Source organism: Vibrio sp. St2, from assembly GCF_947311885.1.
GTDB lineage: Bacteria > Pseudomonadota > Gammaproteobacteria > Enterobacterales > Vibrionaceae > Vibrio > Vibrio coralliilyticus.
In genome coordinates this window covers 14,464-35,068 of the sequence record NZ_CAMZNA010000006.1, presented here as the reverse complement: position 1 = coordinate 35,068, position 20,605 = coordinate 14,464, and the positions used below count along the sequence as shown (strand labels likewise).

The 20,605-nt window shown below is 48.2% G+C and carries 20 protein-coding genes; 6 read left to right on the top strand and 14 right to left on the bottom strand.

All coding sequences use genetic code 11. The annotated features are described in order from the left end of the window. Positions 1 to 18: 18 nt before the first annotated feature. On the bottom strand, positions 19 to 495 hold the full coding sequence (greB, locus tag QMA41_RS17030; RefSeq protein WP_021458360.1) for a transcription elongation factor GreB: 477 nt from the start codon (positions 493 to 495) through the stop codon (positions 19 to 21). Positions 496 to 678: 183 nt separating this feature from the next. On the opposite strand from greB, the gene ompR reads away from it, so the two are divergent. Further along, the gene (gene ompR / locus QMA41_RS17025; RefSeq protein ID WP_006957204.1) at positions 679 to 1,398 is read left to right on the top strand and encodes a two-component system response regulator OmpR; all 720 of its coding nucleotides are present in this window, start codon (positions 679 to 681) and stop codon (positions 1,396 to 1,398) included. Positions 1,399 to 1,468: 70 nt separating this feature from the next. Continuing rightward, positions 1,469 to 2,779 (top strand): two-component system sensor histidine kinase EnvZ, encoded by a 1,311-nt coding sequence (envZ, locus tag QMA41_RS17020; RefSeq protein WP_006957205.1) that lies wholly within the window; start codon positions 1,469 to 1,471, stop codon positions 2,777 to 2,779. 55 nt (positions 2,780 to 2,834) lie between these two features. Here envZ and QMA41_RS17015 read toward each other — a convergent pair whose 3' ends face one another. From QMA41_RS17015 to gspC, 12 genes are read right to left on the bottom strand one after another with little or no spacing between them, the layout of a single operon-like run. After that, entirely contained in the window at positions 2,835 to 3,596 is a 762-nt protein-coding gene (locus QMA41_RS17015) for a type II secretion system protein N (RefSeq protein WP_281630232.1), read from the bottom strand. A gap of 6 nt (positions 3,597 to 3,602) precedes the next feature. Then, positions 3,603 to 4,094, bottom strand: a complete 492-nt coding sequence (locus QMA41_RS17010) for a type II secretion system protein M (RefSeq protein ID WP_281630231.1) — start codon at positions 4,092 to 4,094, stop codon at positions 3,603 to 3,605. Positions 4,095 to 4,104: 10 nt separating this feature from the next. After that, positions 4,105 to 5,319, bottom strand: a complete 1,215-nt coding sequence (gene gspL / locus QMA41_RS17005) for a type II secretion system protein GspL (RefSeq protein ID WP_099609547.1) — start codon at positions 5,317 to 5,319, stop codon at positions 4,105 to 4,107. Next, positions 5,282 to 6,307, bottom strand: a complete 1,026-nt coding sequence (gene gspK / locus QMA41_RS17000) for a type II secretion system minor pseudopilin GspK (RefSeq protein WP_281630230.1) — start codon at positions 6,305 to 6,307, stop codon at positions 5,282 to 5,284. The genes gspL and gspK overlap by 38 nt, the downstream gene beginning before the upstream one ends. Beyond that, a complete protein-coding gene (gene gspJ, locus QMA41_RS16995) occupies positions 6,297 to 6,950 on the bottom strand; it encodes a type II secretion system minor pseudopilin GspJ (RefSeq protein ID WP_006957213.1) in 654 nt (217 codons plus the stop codon). Before gspJ ends, gspK begins: the two co-directional genes overlap by 11 nt. After that, positions 6,937 to 7,290: a type II secretion system minor pseudopilin GspI gene (gene gspI / locus QMA41_RS16990; RefSeq protein ID WP_021458389.1), complete on the bottom strand. Its 354-nt coding sequence runs from the start codon at positions 7,288 to 7,290 to the stop codon at positions 6,937 to 6,939. Before gspI ends, gspJ begins: the two co-directional genes overlap by 14 nt. Beyond that, positions 7,280 to 7,882 (bottom strand): type II secretion system minor pseudopilin GspH, encoded by a 603-nt coding sequence (gene gspH, locus QMA41_RS16985; protein WP_006957216.1) that lies wholly within the window; start codon positions 7,880 to 7,882, stop codon positions 7,280 to 7,282. The genes gspI and gspH overlap by 11 nt, the downstream gene beginning before the upstream one ends. A gap of 33 nt (positions 7,883 to 7,915) precedes the next feature. Beyond that, a complete protein-coding gene (gspG, locus tag QMA41_RS16980; RefSeq protein WP_006957217.1) occupies positions 7,916 to 8,359 on the bottom strand; it encodes a type II secretion system major pseudopilin GspG in 444 nt (147 codons plus the stop codon). Positions 8,360 to 8,412: 53 nt separating this feature from the next. Further along, entirely contained in the window at positions 8,413 to 9,636 is a 1,224-nt protein-coding gene (gspF, locus tag QMA41_RS16975; protein WP_281630229.1) for a type II secretion system inner membrane protein GspF, read from the bottom strand. Next, positions 9,636 to 11,120, bottom strand: a complete 1,485-nt coding sequence (gene gspE, locus QMA41_RS16970; RefSeq protein WP_281630228.1) for a type II secretion system ATPase GspE — start codon at positions 11,118 to 11,120, stop codon at positions 9,636 to 9,638. The genes gspF and gspE overlap by 1 nt, the downstream gene beginning before the upstream one ends. Beyond that, entirely contained in the window at positions 11,120 to 13,150 is a 2,031-nt protein-coding gene (gspD, locus tag QMA41_RS16965) for a type II secretion system secretin GspD (protein WP_006957220.1), read from the bottom strand. Before gspD ends, gspE begins: the two co-directional genes overlap by 1 nt. Positions 13,151 to 13,189: 39 nt before the next feature. Continuing rightward, complete coding sequence (gene gspC, locus QMA41_RS16960; RefSeq protein WP_019276607.1) at positions 13,190 to 14,056, bottom strand: type II secretion system protein GspC; 867 nt, start codon at positions 14,054 to 14,056, stop codon at positions 13,190 to 13,192. Between the two features lie 254 nt (positions 14,057 to 14,310). On the opposite strand from gspC, the gene hslR reads away from it, so the two are divergent. The 4 genes from hslR (at position 14,311) to QMA41_RS16940 (ending at position 19,671) form a co-directional block, all read left to right on the top strand. Continuing rightward, entirely contained in the window at positions 14,311 to 14,697 is a 387-nt protein-coding gene (gene hslR, locus QMA41_RS16955; protein ID WP_006957222.1) for a ribosome-associated heat shock protein Hsp15, read from the top strand. 56 nt (positions 14,698 to 14,753) lie between these two features. Next, positions 14,754 to 15,629: an Hsp33 family molecular chaperone HslO gene (gene hslO / locus QMA41_RS16950; protein ID WP_006957223.1), complete on the top strand. Its 876-nt coding sequence runs from the start codon at positions 14,754 to 14,756 to the stop codon at positions 15,627 to 15,629. 339 nt (positions 15,630 to 15,968) lie between these two features. Then, positions 15,969 to 17,600: a phosphoenolpyruvate carboxykinase (ATP) gene (gene pckA / locus QMA41_RS16945; RefSeq protein WP_043009557.1), complete on the top strand. Its 1,632-nt coding sequence runs from the start codon at positions 15,969 to 15,971 to the stop codon at positions 17,598 to 17,600. Positions 17,601 to 17,712: 112 nt separating this feature from the next. Further along, positions 17,713 to 19,671, top strand: coding sequence for an AsmA family protein (locus QMA41_RS16940; protein ID WP_281630227.1), 1,959 nt, complete (start codon positions 17,713 to 17,715; stop codon positions 19,669 to 19,671). On the opposite strand, the gene QMA41_RS16935 is transcribed toward QMA41_RS16940, so the two are convergent. Continuing rightward, positions 19,623 to 20,564 carry a bifunctional GNAT family N-acetyltransferase/hotdog fold thioesterase gene (locus tag QMA41_RS16935; protein ID WP_006957226.1) on the bottom strand — a complete coding sequence of 314 codons (942 nt, stop codon included), beginning with the start codon at positions 20,562 to 20,564 and terminating at the stop codon, positions 19,623 to 19,625. The two genes, QMA41_RS16940 and QMA41_RS16935, sit on opposite strands and share 49 nt — an antisense overlap. Positions 20,565 to 20,605 lie beyond the last annotated feature (41 nt).

Sequence of the window (20,605 nt, the reverse complement as noted above, 5' to 3'; positions counted from 1 at the left end):
CCTCGGCGCGGCACCATTTCAATCGGTATAACAAATACTGTTCACAAACCACTCTTTCTCGCCTTCCGGCGTTTTGACGCTGAATTCGTCATCAACTTCTTTCTTTAACAGGGCTCGCGCCATTGGCGAGTCAATCGAGATGTAATCTTTGGCGCCACCATAAATTTCATCGGGGCCAACAATGCGAAACTTTTTCACTTCTCCGGCTTCATTTTCCACTTCGACCCATGCACCGAAAAACACTTTCCCTTCCTGCTGCGGAGCGTAATCGACCACTTTAACCTGCTCAAGACGCTTGCGTAGATAACGTACTCGACGATCAATTTCACGCAGACGTTTCTTATTGTATTGGTAATCCGCATTCTCTGAGCGATCACCCAAACTCGCTGCCCACGTCACTTTTTTAGTCACTTCCGGGCGATCTTCTTTCCATAGAAAATCGAGTTCTTTTTTAAGTCGGTCAAAGCCTTCGCGTGTGATTAGGTTTGTTTTCATATTTCTGACGCTAGTGAATTGAATATGGCGTATACATTAGCTAAAAAGGACTTAAAAAGGTAATAATCGTTAACAATTCTTTGCGCCACTTTCATCAGAACAATGTTACATTCTGATTCGTGAAAAAGGGCTGCACAGCAGCTCTGTCAAAGCGCTAGCTTATTTAATAGGTGGAATCATTACATGCAAGAAAATCACAAGATCTTAGTCGTTGATGACGATGCACGTTTGCGTGCATTGCTGGAGCGTTACTTGTCTGAACAGGGATTCCAAGTACGTAGTGTTGCTAACAGTGAGCAGATGGACCGCCTGTTAACCCGTGAAAATTTTCACCTGATGGTATTGGATTTAATGCTGCCAGGCGAAGATGGCCTGTCGATTTGTCGTCGCCTGCGTAATGCCAACAGCACCTTACCGATCCTGATGCTCACCGCAAAAGGGGATGAAATTGACCGAATCGTCGGCCTGGAAGTGGGCGCAGACGACTACCTGCCAAAACCATTTAACCCACGTGAGCTACTGGCACGCATCAAAGCAGTACTGCGCCGTCAGACAACTGAGCTGCCGGGCGCACCGAGTTCAGAAGAGTCGGTGGTCGAGTTCGGTGAGTTCAGCCTAAACCTAGGTACACGTGAAATGTTCCGCGGCGATGAGGCGATGCCTCTAACCTCGGGCGAATTTGCAGTACTTAAAGCACTAGTGACCAATGCCCGCGAGCCGATGTCACGTGACAAATTGATGAACATGGCCCGTGGCCGTGAGTATTCCGCGATGGAACGCTCCATTGACGTACAGATTTCACGTCTGCGCCGTATGCTGGAAGTCGACCCGAGTAAGCCTCGCTATATTCAAACTGTGTGGGGCTTAGGTTACGTATTCGTGCCAGACGGCAAAGAAGCATAATTGCTCACCTGATGAGAGTGCGAGACTATGTCTCGCACTTTTTGTTTTCCCCTCTATCAAGGCCGCCAATATGCGTATTCGCAGTTCCTTTACTCAATCGATTTTTATCTTTCTGACCTTATTGATTGCCAGCCAGGTTTACTCCTACTACGCCGTATTTAATTATGCGTTGATGCCGAGTTTGCAGCAGTTTAATAAGATCCTCGGCCATGAAATCAATCTGATGCTCGATGATTCTGCTGCCATAGAAGGCGGCTTGCAGATGGATGCCCCCTTGAGACGCAGAGTTCTGGAGCAGTTAGGTGTCACCATTCACGCCGACGATAGTCCAATAGCGGATGAGTATTATCATGCGGTCAGTATTGATCTCATGAGCGAAGAGATGAGTAAAGAGCTCGGTTCACCTACCGATGTGCGCATGATGCTGGGATCCGAAAGTTACATTCTGTGGATGAAAATCGATTCTTTGCCCGGCTCTCTGCTGCGTATTCCGCTGTCTGAATTGCAGGAAGAAGACTTTGCGCCGCTATTTCGCAACAGTTTGATTATGGCGTTACTGATTGTCGCTGGCGGCTGGCTTTTCATCCGTTTACAAAACCGACCTTTGATTGCTCTGGAAAAAGCCGCTAAAGGTGTTGGTCGAGGGGACATTCCTCCGCCTTTACCAGAGAAAGGCGCGACAGAAATCCGTTCGGTGACGCGAGCATTTAATCAGATGTCAAAAGGCATTCAGGCTCTGGAAGAAGACCGCGCACTGCTGATGGCGGGCATCAGTCATGATTTAAGAACGCCTCTGACACGTATCCGTCTTGCCACTGAAATGATGTCACCGGAAGACAGCTATCTGGCTGAAGGCATCATCAGTGATACCGAAGAGTGTAATGAGATCATCAGCCAGTTCATGGACTACCTAAAACCGGTCAATAAAGAGTCGTTCATCGAGGTTGATCTTAATGAAATCGCCAATGATATTGCGACTTCAGAGGGTGGTTACGAAATTCAAATTGAAACGGAGTTGCAGCAACCACTTAAGGTCACCAATGGTAGCCCGATAGCGATTAAGCGAGCGGTGAGTAACTTAGTGGTTAACGCAATACGCTATGGCAATGGCTGGGTCAAAGTCAGCACTGGCGTAACCGCGGACAACAAGCTGGTCTGGGTGTGCATAGAAGACAATGGCCCGGGTATTGAACAAAGTCAGATCGGTAAGTTATTTGAACCTTTCACCCGAGGCGATACCGCACGTGGTAGCGAAGGCACGGGTCTTGGGCTAGCGATTGTAAAGCGTATCGCCAGCCAGCATAACGGCAATGTAATCATCAATAACCGTAGCGGTGGTGGCTTACGGGCGCAGATCAGTTTTCCGACTGCCGGCAAATAATTACTAAAACAAGAAAGGGGCCGAAGCCCCTTTTTTTTATTGAATATCAACGGCCTTAGAGGCGCCCTTGATAAGTAAACTGATAACGACCTTCAGAGTCTGGCGTTGGTAACCATTTCAGTTGTTCTGCCAATGAGCCTGGAAACTCGTTGCCCGGTTTAAACCAAGCCGAAGCCTGATAGCTGCGATTGGCTTGCATCACAACTTCCGCCGCACTGCTCACCTGTTGACTGTTTTGATCACCTTTCAGTGTGATCTGGCTATCCTGACAACTAAAGTCGATCACAACTGGGCCAACGCTCAGCTCATCCAATGGCGTAATCACTTTATCAGTATTCCATACCACTGACCCTTCACCAGTCTGGCAATAAGGTGGAGCATACACCATCGACTTAATACTCAACTCAACCTGCCCTGTCAGTTCAACAGGCACTGGCATCGGAGGTGTCAGTTCGAGGATTTTTTCAACCGGTAATGAAGCGATCAGATTCTCGGCATAAGGGCCCGACATGCTGTAGCCTACAACACCTCGTCCAGTGACTTGCATGTCACTACCTCGACCAAAACGGACCTGTGCTTCGGCTTTGCCCGTCAGAAGTTTCAGTGGCGCCAATTGCCAATGCAAAGCCCCTAACTTCTGTCTTTGCCAGCTGACACCTGTGGCACTGCCATCCCAGATGGTACCTGAAACACCATGAATCACTAACTGCGGTGGCAATGGTAGATAGTTCAGCACAACCTGAGCGGGAACATGCGCCACAGCACTGACTAGAAAGACCATCACCAGCGCCAAACTGAGCAGAATGACTCTTTTCACTTCGCGTTATCCTTTAACAAACTGCAGGCGCTTGACTTCAACAGTCCCATCTTGCTCACCTTTATCAATATCCATAAAGGTTGCTGAGACACCATGCTTTTCCTGCAGGAACGTCATCCAATCTATCAGACGGTTGAATGGCATCGGCTGAACCCAGACCTGCAGTTCCTCGCCACGCGGCTGGACTCTGACAAGCTCTGCACCAAAACGTGAAGCCGTTGAAGAAATGGACTGGTTCAATGGCAAAGTCGACGATGCCACTCCGCCCTGAGCACGCAGTTGACTGATATTGTCTGCTTTGTCTTTCACCCAATTGAGCAGTTGTTTCTCGCTCTGGATACGATTCGTCGCCATTTCGGCACGCTGACTGACTGGTTGCAATATGCCCCAGTAGATCACACCCAAAAACAACAGTACTGAACAAGCGATCAGCAAGCGTTGCTCACGCTGGCTGGTGCCGACCCACCACGTCTGAAGTGAAGATAATAATTGTTTCATCAGCGGCTCCCTATAAACGCTTAAGCACAAAGGTGCCGTTAACTAGAGTCCCTGATTTACTCAGTTGCCCCTGTTCAACCGTAAATTGACCCGACATCAGCTCACGCGCTTTTTCAAACGTTTGGAAATCATTACTTTGTGCCTGAAGCCTGACTTCTCCACGGGTACTGTCGTATTTGAAGCTAGTGAGCCTTAGGCCCGGTACCTGCTTCATCACTTGAGGCATTTTCACCATCCACTCCAGTACTGAGTCACCACTACCACCACCGGACAGTCGGCTCTCCTCTCGCTCCATTTCCCGTTTAAGATAGGTGACAGTCGGAATTTTATTCTTGCTGGTCACTTGGCGGAAAATACGTTCACTTTCCTGACGATAGGCATTAGCTTGCGTTTCAGCACTTTGAATTTGTAGCCAGTTGTCGACACTGAGAATGGCAACCAAGATTCCTGCTGCAATCGCTGCTTTACGCCACACTTTGAGATGACGACCAAAAGACGACTTCGGCTTGAACTCACCAGACAACAGGTTGATCTTACTTTTAATGGCTTGCTCGGCAAGCAGCTGCATGACCAACTGTGGTTGTTCATTGTGCCATTTTTGCTCATCAGCCAATGTCAGCTCTGGTAAGTGTGAGTAGGCCTGAAGTGGCAGATACTCCTCCTCTTGCTTCACCCAGTCAGACTGAGCCAGAAGCGGCAACCAAGCCAATTCAATACTTACCGCACTGAACTGACCTTTTTTCACTAACCACTGGCCATCCAGCTCTACTGCACTCAAACCTGACTCTTCAGCGACAGGCAAAGCCAATGCATCAGGTAATACCTTACGCACCGCAAAGCCAAGCTGTCGCATGTCAGCCAATATTGATTCCAGCCAGCTGTAGTCAATCCCACAGACATACGCCTGATTGGCTTCCTTTGCCAAGACAGTAAAGTGCAGTTCGTCGACATCCTGTGCCACATCGTCTTCCAGCATGAACGGCAGCATAGAATCAAACTGACGATTCGCGCCTGCTGGGACTTCCAGCTGCGTCAGAACCAGATTGGCTGCGGACACCAGTACAATAACTTGGCGCCCTTCTGCGTAATTGGCAAGCTCGGCCAAATCCTGGTGATCTTGCAGTTCACCGCTCGCTATCACTTCCTTTTGGCTTTCTGACCAAACCAGCCATTGAATCGCTGCTGTTTTACTTTTGCTCAGCCGAACGATTAGAAACTCGTTCACCGATCCCTCCAAAGCGACGGCGTATTACCGTTGCAGTTTCTCTATCATTACTAAACAACAGGCTGCGAATTCGCACCCTGGATTTATCCACTAGCACCTCAGCATCGAGCTCAAAATACACGCTGTCGACACTCAGGTAGCCTTTGATCTGCTTTTTAACATCCTCGCTCAAACCACTCAGGTCCGATTCAGCGAGAAAGTCATCCGTTGACGCCCATCCATCGGGGCCACGGTTTTCCAAAATCTGTTTTGCCTGAGACGAGCTCAGATTCGGATAGAACATTGCCGCCAGCAGCGCTGCATGCTCTGGCGCAATAGTATTTACATTAAGACGAAAGTCAGAAGTTGGCAGCGCGCAAATCATCGGGCTGACTTTTTCCATCACTTCGCCGCTAACCTGATTTACTGATCGCAACTCACTGCTGTCTGCTAACAAGGTATTGGCACTCAAATATGCGGGCGATAGTCCTTCGTAATGGCTGTCTTCGACACCCGATGATGAGTTAACTGAATCATTGCTATCCACAAATTCCCACAGCGACTGGGCGATGGTTTCTGCTTCGTAGTTGTCCACCTGCAGCTCTTCAAGCAGATTCTGAAACTTTTCTACCAAGAAGGGTAACTGTGCAGACCCAGCGGTTTGTTCCACATCAGACAACGCATTGATATTGAAGCACGCCTGAGCATCATGCAACTTGCCACTCACTGTGCCATAGTCCAATGGCATGCTATCCAACTCTTGAGCCCAAGGCTGGGACAGGTTGATGCTGTCATCGTTGTCTTTATAGCTTTGTTCAATACCGTACTTAGCCAGTGCTTCAACACCCAAGCTGTACCAGTACGCTTGCTGATAATTGATTTGGCTGCCAGCACGCTTGAACTGACTGAACAAACGATCAGCCATACTGGCGGCGATACTGACCATGACCGCTAAGAGCAGCAAAATAACAATCAGGGCGACACCGCGCTGAGGACGTTTAGCTGCCATCGCTCTTCTCCTCAGAACCGCCAATCTCACCGCCCGCTGTCATATATATGCGTTCAATCTTGCCGTAATCTTCCAGTTCAAGTTCAACCGCTACCGCCTGAGGCAACATGGCTTTCTTATCCCACTCTTTTTTCCAGTCGGAGCCGTCAAAGAACTTCACATTAAATTTTTCCACTTTGTCGATCAGTGGCATCGCTATTCCCGCTTGCCCTGCAGGCGTATCAGCATAGCGCCACCAGACGCGCTCAAGCACATCATCCTTGATTCGGTAGCCTACTTTACTCACTTCACCACGCGGAAACTGCTGCTGCGGGTTATGCCAGCCTAAACGGGTAAACATAATCCCGTTGGCATCGGAATCCAGCAAATACTCTTTCCACTGCACCAACAAGCCATTGGACTCTTCACCATTAGTTCTAGTCTGGCGTAGGGCCATCTGACGAAAGTCACCATCCATAAACACTAAGGCACGTTGCAGCGTTTTCAGTCGCTCACTGCGTTCCATGGACAGTTCGTTGCTGCGCTGTACTTGATTCAGCACCTGATAAGCGCCCACGCTTAAGCTGGCAAAGATGGCAATCGCCACCAGAACTTCAATCAGAGTGAAACCGCCCTGAGAGGCCGATGTTTTACTTCGCCACATAGCTTCTTACCGTAACCACTGGCGAACTTTTTTCACTGGTGGCCACCTTGACATCAAACGCCTGCAAAATGTCACCAGTAGTCTCGACTGGTTCTACCGACCAGAACCAATCGCGCCCGGCCAATTCGTCTTTGCCTTTTTTCTTACTCGGCTTGCTACCTGCCAGCATCACTTTGGCCATCTGGTTATCCGCGACTAACGCAGCGAAGGTTTTTTCTTCCAGATAATTTAAGGTGTTGATATGTTGGCTGACAGAACGAATGGTCGCTATCGCTGCAGTAGCGAATATCGCTAACGCAACCAACACTTCCAGTAACGTCATGCCCCGTTTAGCTTTCATCTTCGCTTTCTCCCGGAGCCAACAGCACTATCTGTCCATTTTCTTTTGCCACTACTTTCCATGCATCCTGCTCTTCATCACCTTGTTCAGGATAAATGGCAACAGAAAATGGCGTCACTTCACCACTGGAGACAATAAACACTTGTGGCGGACGCAGCTTTTTCTCTTCTTTGTACTCAGCAAACATATCTTCATCAAACAGACTTCCTGGCTTAAACAGACGATCATCATCACCCCACGCGCCACCACCCATGGTCAGCGTCACTGCTACCGATTCATTCAACTTAGTTTCGTAAGGAATCTGGTCGATATTGAGTTTCTGCCAGCCTTCACTTTCCAGCGACATCAAGTAGTAGACCGATTTCTTCTCATCAACGCGTAGGCCGAAATCTCGGCCACTGAGCATCGCTTCTTCATTGAGTAGCATTATTCGCTGAAAAAGAGATTCTGCCTGTTTCTTTGCTACATCTTTTGAGCTGGTCGGTAACGTGGAGATCACCGCCACCGAAGCGAGCGACACCAGTACCAGAACCAGTAAGATTTCCAGCAAAGTAAAGCCAGTACGAGAAAGAGTTGGGTAACCTTGACGCATAGGAAAAAGAGGGCGGCTTATGCCGCCTCTGCCTTATTGAAAGTCCTGAATGTTCCAGTTACCGATATCGGCATTGACCCCTTCACCGCCTTCTTGGCCATCGGCACCTAGAGTGAAAATATCGATGTTACCGTTGTCACCCGGGCTCAGGTATTGGTAGTCGTTACCCCAAGGGTCGGTTGGCAGACGCTTGATGTAACCACCATCGCGGTAGTTACGCGGTTCAGGGCTTGATGGCTTGTTAACTAGCGCTTCCAAACCTTGGTCTGTGGTTGGATAAACGCTGTTGTCCAGCTTGTACATATCCAGTGCATTTTCTAGCGCAACAATATCTGTAATCGCTTTCTGTTGGTCAGCCTTTTCTTTATTACCCAACAAGTTAGGAACAACAAAGCTCGCTAAAATACCTAAGATGACGACAACAACCATCACCTCTAAAAGCGTAAAGCCAGACTGCTTGTTCATTTTTCTTTTCATTATATTCTCCAAATAAAAATTCATAGCGAGAGGTTAAACTGCTCTCAGTATGACTATCCACTCATTAAGTTGTTCATTTCTAAAATTGGCATCAGGGTCGCCATTACGATAAACAGTACTAATCCAGCCATCAGTGCAATTAATGCCGGAGTGAAGATACCTAAGGCGATATTGACTGTGGATTCAAAGTTGGCATCCTGGTTATCGGCCGCGCGAGTCAACATACTTTCCAACTCACCACTCTGTTCACCACTGGCGATCATGTGCAGCATCATTGGCGGGAAAAGCTTGGTCTGTTCAAGTGACTTACGCAGGCTTGCCCCTTCACGAACGTTATCAGTCGCACTGAGGACCTGCTGCTTAACGTAATGATTCGACATCACGTCCACCGCCACTTTCATACCTTCCAATATTGGAATTGCACTGGAAGTACAGATGGACAAGGTACGCGCAAAACGAGAGGTATTCAGGCCACGAGAAATTTTGCCAATCATCGGCATATGAACAATTTTGCGATCCCAACTCAGGCGCAGATTAGGTTTACTGAGAGCAAACTTAAACAGATACAACAGCACGGTCAGAGCGACTAAAATTTGAATGCCCCAGTTTTGAATAAAATCACTGGAAGCAAGAAGGAACTGAGTTGATTGAGGCAGTTCTTGTCCCATCTGAACAAACTGGCCAACAATCTTGGGCACCACTGCCGCGAGCAAAAACGCTACAATACCGACAGCAAACACCACCAGCACCACAGGGTAGATCATCGCCTGCTGCAGCTTCGAGCGCATTTTTTGACGATTTTCTGCATAGTCCGCCAAACGCTCCAAAACCGCATCTAGATGACCAGACTTTTCACCCGCCGACACCATAGAGCGGAACAAATCATCAAAGATGTGCGGAAAGTCCGCCAAACTGTCAGCCAGCGTGTAGCCTTCGGTGACTTTTGAACGCACGGCGAGCAGCATAGTACGGATGCGCGGTTTTTCAGACTGCTCTGAAACCGCCTTCAGACACTCTTCTAGCGGCATTCCCGACTGAACCAGTGTCGCTAGCTGGCGAGTAATCAAAGCCAAATCAGGCGTGCTGATACCACGTTTAAAGGTCAACCCAGCTTGCTCGGTCTGCTTCTTGGCTTTCTGACGTGTTTCACTCACCTCAACAGGCATCAACCCCTGCTCTTTGAGCCTGGCTCGGACCTGACGTGCGTTATCGCCTTCAATCACCCCTTTCTGGGTTTTGCCTTTTTTATTGAGGGCTTTATATTCAAACGCTGCCATTAGCCTTCCTTAGTCACCCGCATGACTTCTTCAAGAGAAGTGATACCTTGACGAACTTTGCTCAGGCCATCATCTCGAATACTTGGCGTGTGCTCACGAATGGCTTTTTCAATCGCTTGTTCACCCGCTTCGCTGTGAATTTTCTCTTGTACCTGCTCGTTAACCACCAGCAACTCGTGAATACCAGTACGACCACGATAACCTTTGTGATTACAGTTTTCACAACCATTAGCTCGATAAAGAATTAGCTCTTCTTTCTTCTTCAGATCAAACAGCTTTTTGGTTTCTTTGTCTGCTTCGTAGGGCACTTTACAGTCAGGGCAAAGCGTACGAACTAAGCGCTGTGCCAGCACCCCTAATAGTGAAGAGGAGATCAGGAACGGCTCAATGCCCATATCCCGCAGTCGGGTAATTGCACCCACTGCCGTATTGGTGTGCAGGGTCGACATTACTAAGTGACCGGTTAAAGAAGCCTGAACAGCGATCTGCGCGGTTTCCAAGTCACGAATCTCACCGACCATCACAACATCAGGATCCTGACGCAAAATTGCACGCAAGCCACGAGCGAAGGTCATGTCGACTTTAGGGTTAACCTGCGTCTGGCCGATACCATCGATATCAAATTCAATCGGGTCTTCAACGGTAAGAATATTGCGTTCGTTGCTGTTGAGCTCCTGCAGGCCAGCATACAAGGTGGTCGATTTACCCGAACCCGTAGGGCCGGTCACCAAGATGATGCCGTGCGGGCGCTCAATCATGCTGCGGAAATTTTCATGGTTGGCTGGTGTCATGCCTAAGCTATGCAGATCAAGTCGAGTGGCATTCTTATCCAGAAGACGCATCACCACGCGCTCTCCGTGCGACGAAGGCATGGTGGAAACACGCACATCAACCGCTCGACCACCAATACGCAGAGAAATACGGCCATCTTGAGGCACACGCTTCTCAGCGATATCCAGCTTAGCCATAACCTTAACGCGAGAGACCAATAACGGTGCTAGCTTACGACTCGGCGACAACACATCACGCAATACGCCATCAATGCGGAAACGGATTGAAAGTGCTTTTTCGAAGGTCTCGATGTGGATATCCGATGCCCCCTCCTTAATCGCTTCACCGAGCATAGCGTTGATCAACTTGATGATAGGCGCATCGTCATCTGACTCAAGCAGGTCTTCATCTTGCGGCAAATCCTCAGCCAACGAGAAGAAGTCATCACTATCTGCGCCTAAGTCTTCCATTAGCTGACGAGCTTCCGACGAGTCGCGCTGATACGCTTCCGTCAATTTGGAATCGAACTCATCTTTGGACACTTCGCGCAGCTCAAAATGTTCGCCTACCACACGTTTTACTTCGATCAAGGCTTCAAATGCCAACGGCGCAACATAATACAGCGTGAGACCTTGCTCTGAAGGCTCAAGTACCAGTTGGAAGCGATTGGCAAAGCTAAATGGCAAACGACGGAATGTGACTAACTCCTCCATCACTTAGTTTCCATTTGGTCTAGGAAAGCCTGAATCTCAGCAGGGTGACTAATATCTTCACCAAACTTAGGCAGCACAGGCGTTTGCACGTCTTCCATCAATCTCAGACCTTGGTCCGCCTTGTAAAGCTGCTCAGCACGAATAAAGTTGTATTTACGCTGAGTAATACCATCTGCGGTCACACCATCGCGAATGATGGTTGGCTTAATGAATACCATTAGATTGGATTTTTGTAGCTGAGAGCTGGTCGATTTAAATAGACGGCCTAAGTAAGGAATATCGCCCAGAAGCGGAACTTTAGATTCACTTTCTTGTGCGCGCTCGTCAATCAAACCACCCAGTACAATCATCTGGCCATCTTCTACCATAACTGACGTATTGAGCTGGCGTTTAGCAAAGCTGACATCCACCGCTGCGTTACTGGTCGCAGGCAGAACGTTAGACACCTCTTGCTCAATGGTAAGCTGTACCGAGTTACCTTCGTTGATTTGCGGAACGACTTTCAGCTTGATACCAACTTCTTTACGATCAACGGTCTGGAATGGGTTGTCGTTGTTTGAGCCTGCCGCAGACCCTGTGATCACTGGCACTTCTTCACCGACAATGAAAGACGCTTCACCGTTATCCATGACAGTAATGCTTGGAGAAGACAGAATGTTAGAATTGGTATCGCTCGATACGGCGCTGATCAGTGCCGTCCAGTCTCCCATTACTACACTAAGTGCCGCACCATTAACGCCAGAGAGCGCTGAAGCCAATGTGGAGTAGTCTCCTGGTTCCGTAACATCATAAGGTACTCGTTCACCTGCACTATTGGTGTAATACTCTGTACTCTTTTGATCTTCAGCCTCTTCAAGGCCCACCATTACGTTACCGATCTTGGTTCCGGCATTACCATACTGGATCACTGCACCAGTTTCGAGCGAGCCCCACTGGACACCCAAGTTAATACCGTCACCTTCTGTCATTTCGACAATCAGGGCTTCAATCAGCACCTGTGCACGGCGAATATCCAGTTGAGAAATCACATCCTGAAGCGCATTCATAATATCTGGCGGCGCAGTCAGAACCAATGCATTGGTACCTGGGTGAGCTGAGATCATCACCTCGCCACGTTTGGCGCTGGACGACTGTTTAGAGCCCGATGATTTTTCTGCCTGAAGATTGTCAGAGACACCTTTCAGCACATCAACCAAGTCTTCCGCTTTAGCGTACTTTAGATACACCACGCGGTTATTGCCTTTGGTAGCCATCTCAATATCAAGCTGCTTAATCAGCTTACGCAGGCGCTGACGTACCTGAGGATCGCCGGAAATGAGAATAGAGTTCGTGCGATCATCGGCAACCAGTTTTGGCTGTAAGAAAGCAGGTGTGCTTTTCGCATCAGTCGTCTTGTTCAGAGCTTCAACAATACGAACCATCTCAGCAGCGGAAGCATTATCCAACTCAACTACTTCGATTTCTTTGTCACCCGCTTGGTCGACACGTTTAATGATGTCTGCCAATCGATTAACCACCGCTGCACGACCTGTAATAAGAATGATATTAGCTGGATCGTAGTGCACAACGTTACCTGCACCCGCATTGTCATTTAGCTGACGAAGCAGAGGTGAAAGCTCACGCACCGAGACATTACGAACTGCAACAACACGTGTTACCACTTCGTCGCCTTGGATTGAGCCATCGCCAACTACGGGAATCGCGGAGGTTTTCGCATCTTTAGATTTGATGACCTTGATGACACCGTTGTCCATTTCCACCACAGCGTAGCCATAAACTTCCAGAACGTTTAAAAAGAAGCTGTAATATTGTTCTTCCGACAGCATGTCGTAGCTGCGTACGTCAATCTTGCCACGTACGGATGGGTCAACAATGATAGTTTTTTCCAGATTCCGACCAACAATGTTGATGAACTCCTGAATGTCTGTGCCTTTAAAGCTCGCACTGTATTCATTAGCGAATACAGCGGCAGGTGACGTCAACAAGCTTCCTGCTAAAAGCCAAGCGCTTTTTTTAAGCCAATGGTTCACTCTCTACTCCTCGGAATGATTCACGCATCTGCATCATTCTTATAATTCAATATAAATTTCATAAGGTTGGCCATCTCGTTCTACCGTTAAATTCAGCTCGGTAAGTTGAGACATATTTTTGAAGATCTCCCCCATCGTCGCGGGGTTACTCAGATCCTGGCCATTGATTTGTGTTGCTATATCCCCTGACTGTAAGCCAACTGATTCGAATAGTTCTTTCTCTTTTCCAGGGGTTAAGCGATAACCAATAACTTCGCCATCTCTTTTTATCTGAGACATACGAACGTATTGGAAAATTTGTTTCGCGTCTTTGCGAATGACAGAGCGTATTTCATCCAGCTTATCGGCGGACACGTCTGCCTTAATCGATTTGGTTTTAGGCTGCTGCTGTAGATTCTTGGTGTATTTAAGCCCTTCTAGCATGACAGTTTCATTACGGCCGGAGTTATCGACGATAATACGATCATACAAGACTTGAACTACAGTCGCCCTGGTACCTTCCAAGGTTTCTCCGATACCATAAGTCGCCTGCTGACCTCGACTGGCCACCACCGCAAGGTTTTTATTCGCTTCAGTGCTAGTTACAACACCGACCAAGATGACGTTCAAGCGACTTTTCGGCGCTTCCGTTACTACAGGCTTTTTCTCAACCGGCGCCTGCGCTTGATAGCGACCAAACAAGTTACTGTTTTGCAGCTCAGCGATATTTAAACCCGAATCCTTGCTGGCACTACCTGCCACTGACGTTGGCTGCCAAGGGGTTACCGATTGCGACTCCATCGGCTTCCAGATCAATGCACCAGATACCCATGCACTCATGCCCAGCAACACTACCGTTGCCATTGAGCTCAAGCGGTCCTGATTTTTCAGGAAACTATCCAGTTGAATTACACCACGTATGTTCACTCACAATCCTTTTGATCACCAGCTTACGAAGCCATGCCAAGTACTATTTACCAAGCAAAGTACTCTATAATTAGAGTTTTTATTTGAACCAATCATTCTACCAAAATATGAAACAGGCTAAATAGTTAACGGCCTGATTAACATGTAAAGCGGTGGAATTTTACCATGTACCTTGAAAAATGCGCGCTTCATCACCATTGTTACACCAATAATTTGGCACAAGATTCACCACCAGTTAGAGGCTAGTATCCACAATGGGTTCCCAAACTGAAGCAGTTCGACTCGATAAATGGCTATGGGCAGCACGTTTTTACAAAACTCGTTCCATTGCTCGAAATATGGTCGACGGCGGTAAAGTTCACTATAATGGCCAACGCAGCAAGCCGAGTAAGGCGGTTGAGCTCGGCGCAATCATTACTCTTCGCCAGGGGCATGAGGAGAAAACCGTGGTTATCGAAAAGATTTCGGATCAACGACGTGGCGCTCCCGAAGCACAAACCCTCTATACCGAAACTGGGGACAGTCTTGCTAAGCGTGAAGAAAATGCCGCCCGTCGCAAACTTCATGCGCATAGCCCAAGTCCAGATCGCCGCCCTGATAAAAAGCAGCGTCGCGACATCATCAAATTTAAACATCAATAATATCAGCCACCATCTGGCTGGTATCAGTAGTACCATACGTACGAGGAAATGCTTACATGGCAAACAATGTTTTAAACCGCTACCTTTTTGAAGACCTGTCTGTACGTGGCGAGTTGGTACAATTGGATGAAGCCTACCAACGCATCATTTCTAGCAAGGAATACCCTGCACCACTACAGAAGCTGTTGGGTGAGCTACTGGTATCGACAACCCTGCTGACCGCGACTTTAAAGTTCGAAGGCTCTATCACGATGCAATTGCAAGGTGACGGCCCGGTCTCTCTGGCTGTCATTAATGGCGATCACGACCAGAAAGTGCGTGGCGTCGCGCGCTGGGAAGGGGATATCGCCGATGATGCCAGCATTCATGACATGTTGGGTAAAGGTCACTTAGTGATCACTATCGATCCTAAAAAAGGCGAACGTTACCAAGGTATTGTTGGCCTTGATGGCGACAACTTATCGGACATTCTTGAAAGCTACTTCGCAAACTCAGAGCAGCTTAAGACGCGTATCTGGTTGCGCCTCGGAGAACACGAAGGCCAGCAGCGTGCTGCGGGTATGCTGATTCAGGTGATGCCAGATGGTACAGGTACACCTGAAGATTTCGAGCACCTAGAGCAACTGACAGATACGGTCAAAAACGAAGAGCTCTTCACGCTCGAAGCCAACGACCTACTTTATCGTCTATACAATCAAGAGAAAGTTCGCTTATTTGACCCACAACCAGTCGAGTTCCATTGTGGTTGTTCGCGCGAGCGCAGTGGCGCCGCCATCGTGACCATCGATCGTGCGGAAGTAAATGACATTTTGGCGGAAGTCGGCTCAATTTCTTTACATTGTGATTACTGCGGCACGAACTATACGTTCGACGAAGCTCAAGTCTCAGAGCTGTTCGATCAGACCGATTCAGGCAACAAAACGCTGCATTAATTTTCATAATTTAAGAAGCACGTAATTTACCAGTCAAAAGGCCAGCACATCGCTGGCCTTTTTGTGATCAAAACCCCGTAAACATTAGCCTTTCACGTAATAAAGCAACCGCTTAATTTTAATCAATTAATAATCCTTTTTGATCTAGCGCAATCCTTTGCGCGCGGGATACACTATCCCAGCCAATATGTGATGAGTCGCTTAAAACCCCATAGAAATCATGGATAATTTTTGAGCTATATCCCTGTTTTCACTCAGACCCGTTGCTAGCATGGTGAGCAGATAACAATCAAAACATTATTACAAAATCCCTACAAAATATTCCTACAAGGAGCACCTATGACCGTTATGGAACATGCAAAGGCTGCAACAATTGATCTTACCAAACACGGGCTTCACAATGTAAAAGAGGTTGTCCGCAACCCAAGTTACGAAATGCTGTTCGAAGAAGAAACACGCGCTGATCTAGAAGGCTACGAAAAGGGTGTAGTCACTGAGCTGGGTGCGGTTGCCGTGGATACTGGTATCTTTACTGGACGCTCACCAAAAGATAAGTACATCGTTAAAGACGCAACTACAGAAGAACACATGTGGTGGACTTCTGACGCGGTTAAAAATGACAACAAGCCCATCACTCAAGAAATCTGGAATGACCTTAAAGATCAGGTCACTGACCAGCTATCAGGCAAACGTGTATTCGTGATTGATGGTTACTGCGGTGCCAACCCAGATACGCGTCTAAGCATCCGCGTTATTACTGAGGTCGCATGGCAGGCGCACTTCGTGAAGAACATGTTCATTCGTCCTAGCGAAGAAGAACTAGCAACGTTCGAACCAGACTTCGTCGTAATGAATGGTGCTAAGTGCACGAACCAGAAATGGAAAGAGCACGGCCTAAACTCTGAAAACTTTACTGTCTTCAACCTGACTGAACGCATGCAGTTGATCGGCGGTACTTGGTACGGCGGTGAAATGAAGAAGGGTATGTTCGCTATGATGAACTACTTCCTTCCTCTAAAAGACATTGCTTCTATGCACTGTAGTGCTAACAAGTGTAAAGAAAACGGCGATGTTGCTGTCTTCTTCGGCCTATCTGGCACAGGTAAAACCACACTATCCACCGACCCTAAACGTGAATTAATCGGCGATGATGAGCACGGTTGGGACGACGATGGCATCTTCAACTTTGAAGGCGGCTGTTACGCGAAAACCATCAAGCTTTCAAAAGAAGCAGAACCTGATATCTACAATGCAATTCGTCGTGATGCGCTGCTTGAAAACGTAACGGTACTCAGCGATGGCTCGATTGACTTCGATGATGGTTCAAAAACAGAAAACACTCGTGTTTCTTACCCAATTGAACACATCGAGAACATAGTTAAGCCAGTATCAAAAGCAGGTCATGCCAACAAGGTGATCTTCTTGTCTGCGGATGCATTCGGCGTACTGCCTCCTGTGTCTAAGCTGACTCCTGAGCAAACCAAGTACCACTTCCTGTCTGGCTTTACCGCGAAGCTTGCAGGTACTGAGCGTGGCATTACAGAGCCAACACCAACCTTCTCTGCTTGTTTCGGCGCGGCGTTTCTAACGCTACACCCAACCAAGTATGCAGAAGTACTGGTGAAACGTATGGAAGCTGCGGGTGCTGAAGCGTACCTAGTCAATACAGGTTGGAACGGCAGTGGCAAACGTATCTCCATTCAAGATACTCGCGGCATCATTGATGCGATCTTAGATGGTTCGATTGAAAAAGCGGACACTAAGCACATTCCAATCTTTAACTTGGAAGTGCCGACCGCGCTGCATGACGTTGACCCAGCAATCCTAGATCCACGTGATACTTACACTGACCCACTACAGTGGGAAAGCAAAGCCAAAGATCTGGCTCAGCGTTTCATCAACAACTTCGACAAGTACACGGATAACGATGAAGGTAAATCACTGGTTGCGGCAGGCCCTCAGCTAGATTAGTGATATCGTCACCAATTGCTTAGCTAAGCCCCTCTTTCGAGGGGCTTTTTGTTGCCTGAAAAGCAAAAATGTTCCAAGCTAGCTACATCTACTCCGAGGGAAGGTCGAGATTTTGAAGAAAGCACTGCTGCTGACCGCCATTGCAATTGTCAGCCTGATCAGCTTACCGCTACTGGCCCTGTTCGTTCTGCTCAACACCAGCTATGCGAGCCAAGTGGTCAACGTGATGCTACAAAATCTGACCCCTTATACTATCACGGCTCAGCAAGCGTCATATTCCCCTCCCTTCCAACTGACATTAGAAGATGTTGAAATTGACGCAGAGCCAAAAGCTATACTCATCCCCAAGCTGACCGTCTGGTTAAGTCCAACACTGTGGCAAAACAACCAAGCCTCGTTTGACTCTGTCTTAATTGAAGGCGCCAATCTAGACATCAACGAACTGAATTCACCTTTGCTGCATGCCATTCACTTGCAGCAACTGGCGCTGCAGCATGTCGACATTACTGCGCCGGGTTGGTCAGCCAGAGACGTCAATCTTCAGGTAAAAAAACCTCAATGGCTCAACAAACAGCAAAACCTACCCTATGGTGACATTCAACTGTCAGCCAAGCAGCTGTATATAAAAGGGGAAGCATTAGACAACTTGCTGATCGATGCACAATATCAGGCTCAAGACAGCACCATCTATGGCGTTTCATTCAACTGGTATGGCGCGGAAATTTCTGGTCAAGCGGAGCAATTTAGCCAAGGATGGTCGTTGATCAACGTCACCGTCAACAAACTCGATTTGCCGCAAAATAGCTCGGCAGAGAAGTTACTCTCTAGGCTCAAATCGCTCGACCTACCGGTTTATCATATTAATAGTCTCGACCTCCTCAGCAGCAACCTCCATTACGCTGGGTGGCAATTCAATCATCTCGATGCGTCTTTGGAAAATCTCACGCTCGATCGCCCTCTGTGGCAACAAGAACAAGGCTATATCTCGTTTGATGCTGAGAGTGTGGATTTCGACCAGCTAAGGCTTATCGCACCAACAGCCAAGCTGGGCTTCACTCCAAATCACATCTCAGTGGATGAGTTTGATACTGATTTCAAGCAAGGCCGTGTTCAGCTAAGCGGAATACTGACACCAGAAGACATCGCGCTTAACCGCCTAAAGATCACTGGCGTAAAATGGCTGGATCAAACCGATCAGCTCATCAGTACTCTGGCGCAAATGTCACAGCCTCTGCACTCGCTTAAGATTGCTGAGCTCGACATCAAAAATGCCCAACTTATTCAAGTCGAACGTCCTCCCTACTGGCAGTTGTCTGGCCTCAATATCGAAGGACAGGAGCTGACTTTGATTCATGAAGATCAAATCGGGCTTTACGATGGCAGCCTGGAAATCAGTGCCAACAATGCCAGTATCGAACAGTTGCTGACCACCCAAGCCGTACTAAAAGCGTCGGCCAAGCAGGGCAACATTACCTTAGAGCGCGCTTTTATCCCGCTAAATCAAGGCTATATCGAAGCAAGTGGACAATGGCAGCGTCAATCTGTCAGTGCCCCATGGCAACTGTCACTGCATGCCGATGGTTTTCAGGTCAATCAACCGCTATTGCAGGCCCAATTGCCGTTTAAGCTCGCCGGGCTAGCTGAAGTCGAACTGGAAATGAGTGGTTTATCTGGTGATTATTCAATGCTGGCGCATAGCCTGAGCGGTACGCTCAATGGCTCTCTGCATGACGGTGCGCTGGAAGCAAAAAGTGTCGATGGCGATCAAAGCTATCTGCAGCTCTGGCCCTTAGATAAAATCACACTCCAAGCCGATCGTGGCCGGATTGAGATTGCATCGAAAGGGGAGAAAGCGCAGCTGGCAGGGACGTTAGATCTGACCAAACCTGAGTTTGGCACATTAATTTTTACCAGTGAGCACAACTGCCAGAGATTGTGGTCCGATATATTCAATCTGACCAATGTGATTCAAGATGTGTGTGGCGAGCCGATCGAACCAATCGTACCCGCCAACGAAGCAAATCATTCTTCAGAAGATGAAGAGGCAGGCAAATCCAGCATCGACTTATAATTCGGTAGCAGCATATAAGTGCCGACAAACTCAACGGCTTCCGTATCGCCACTGTGAATAGTGACATGGATGACAATACGGGCTTTTCGACCGGAAGCCAGGCGGTCTAAGTCTCCACTGATCCCATCTAAAGAGGTTGAAGCTACTGGATTCTGCGTCACCGGATGACGGTAGCGAATCTGACTGTCAGCCAGAACGATATCACCACTCAAACCACGCTCTTTCATCAACAACCACGTCATCCCCCATCCTGTCAGTGTCGCAAGGGTAAAGGCTGACCCTGCAAACATAGTGTTGTGCGGGTTGAGGTTAGGGTTGAGCTGAGAACAACACTCGAACTGATAGCCCGTGTACTGATTGATCTTGATGCCCATCTTATCGCTGATAGGGATTTGATGCTCCCAGCGCTCTTGCAGCTCGGTACACCACTCAGGCTTACGTAGTACGTTAGCCATCGGGTCGAGCTTTTTGACCATCTGCTGGTGACGCACAGGGCCACGCTCATCGGTTAATTCACCGCGGCGCTCAAAGCCGTTCTTTTCGTAGAAAGAAATGGCATCCTCACGCGCATTACACACCAGACGTTTGGCCCCTTCCTGACGGGCAAGCGATTCCAGTGCCACCAGCACCAGCGAGCCCATACCTTTGCTACGACGATTGCCTTTCACTGCCATATAACGAATTTGCGCTTCGCTGTCCGGAGTGATGTAAAGTCGGCCGATAGCCATAGGTCGACCACGACCATCGACAATCATGCGGTGGTGACTCATCGGATCGTATTCATCACGCTCAGAGCCTAACGGCATACGCCAAGGTTCGCGCAGCATTTGCCAGCGAAAGTGGTAATACTTATTGAGTTGGTTATCCGTTTTTGGCGTGATCAGCTTAAACATAAAATTCCTTTTCCATGGAAACGCACTTGGCGCTTCCCCTC

What these genes read in the sequence shown, in the direction of transcription:
- gspG (WP_006957217.1), bottom strand. Translation starts at nt 8,359, where the DNA reads ATGAAAAGAAAAATGAACAAGCAGTCTGGCTTTACGCTTTTAGAGGTG.
- envZ (WP_006957205.1), top strand. Translation starts at nt 1,469, where the DNA reads ATGCGTATTCGCAGTTCCTTTACTCAATCGATTTTTATCTTTCTGACC.
- gspE (WP_281630228.1), bottom strand. Translation starts at nt 11,120, where the DNA reads ATGGAGGAGTTAGTCACATTCCGTCGTTTGCCATTTAGCTTTGCCAAT.
- gspH (WP_006957216.1), bottom strand. Translation starts at nt 7,882, where the DNA reads ATGCGTCAAGGTTACCCAACTCTTTCTCGTACTGGCTTTACTTTGCTG.
- ompR (WP_006957204.1), top strand. Translation starts at nt 679, where the DNA reads ATGCAAGAAAATCACAAGATCTTAGTCGTTGATGACGATGCACGTTTG.
- gspK (WP_281630230.1), bottom strand. Translation starts at nt 6,307, where the DNA reads ATGGCAGCTAAACGTCCTCAGCGCGGTGTCGCCCTGATTGTTATTTTG.
- greB (WP_021458360.1), bottom strand. Translation starts at nt 495, where the DNA reads ATGAAAACAAACCTAATCACACGCGAAGGCTTTGACCGACTTAAAAAA.
- QMA41_RS16935 (WP_006957226.1), bottom strand. Translation starts at nt 20,564, where the DNA reads ATGTTTAAGCTGATCACGCCAAAAACGGATAACCAACTCAATAAGTAT.
- gspI (WP_021458389.1), bottom strand. Translation starts at nt 7,290, where the DNA reads ATGAAAGCTAAACGGGGCATGACGTTACTGGAAGTGTTGGTTGCGTTA.
- gspF (WP_281630229.1), bottom strand. Translation starts at nt 9,636, where the DNA reads ATGGCAGCGTTTGAATATAAAGCCCTCAATAAAAAAGGCAAAACCCAG.
- hslO (WP_006957223.1), top strand. Translation starts at nt 14,754, where the DNA reads ATGGCAAACAATGTTTTAAACCGCTACCTTTTTGAAGACCTGTCTGTA.
- hslR (WP_006957222.1), top strand. Translation starts at nt 14,311, where the DNA reads ATGGGTTCCCAAACTGAAGCAGTTCGACTCGATAAATGGCTATGGGCA.
- gspJ (WP_006957213.1), bottom strand. Translation starts at nt 6,950, where the DNA reads ATGTGGCGAAGTAAAACATCGGCCTCTCAGGGCGGTTTCACTCTGATT.
- QMA41_RS17010 (WP_281630231.1), bottom strand. Translation starts at nt 4,094, where the DNA reads ATGAAACAATTATTATCTTCACTTCAGACGTGGTGGGTCGGCACCAGC.
- pckA (WP_043009557.1), top strand. Translation starts at nt 15,969, where the DNA reads ATGACCGTTATGGAACATGCAAAGGCTGCAACAATTGATCTTACCAAA.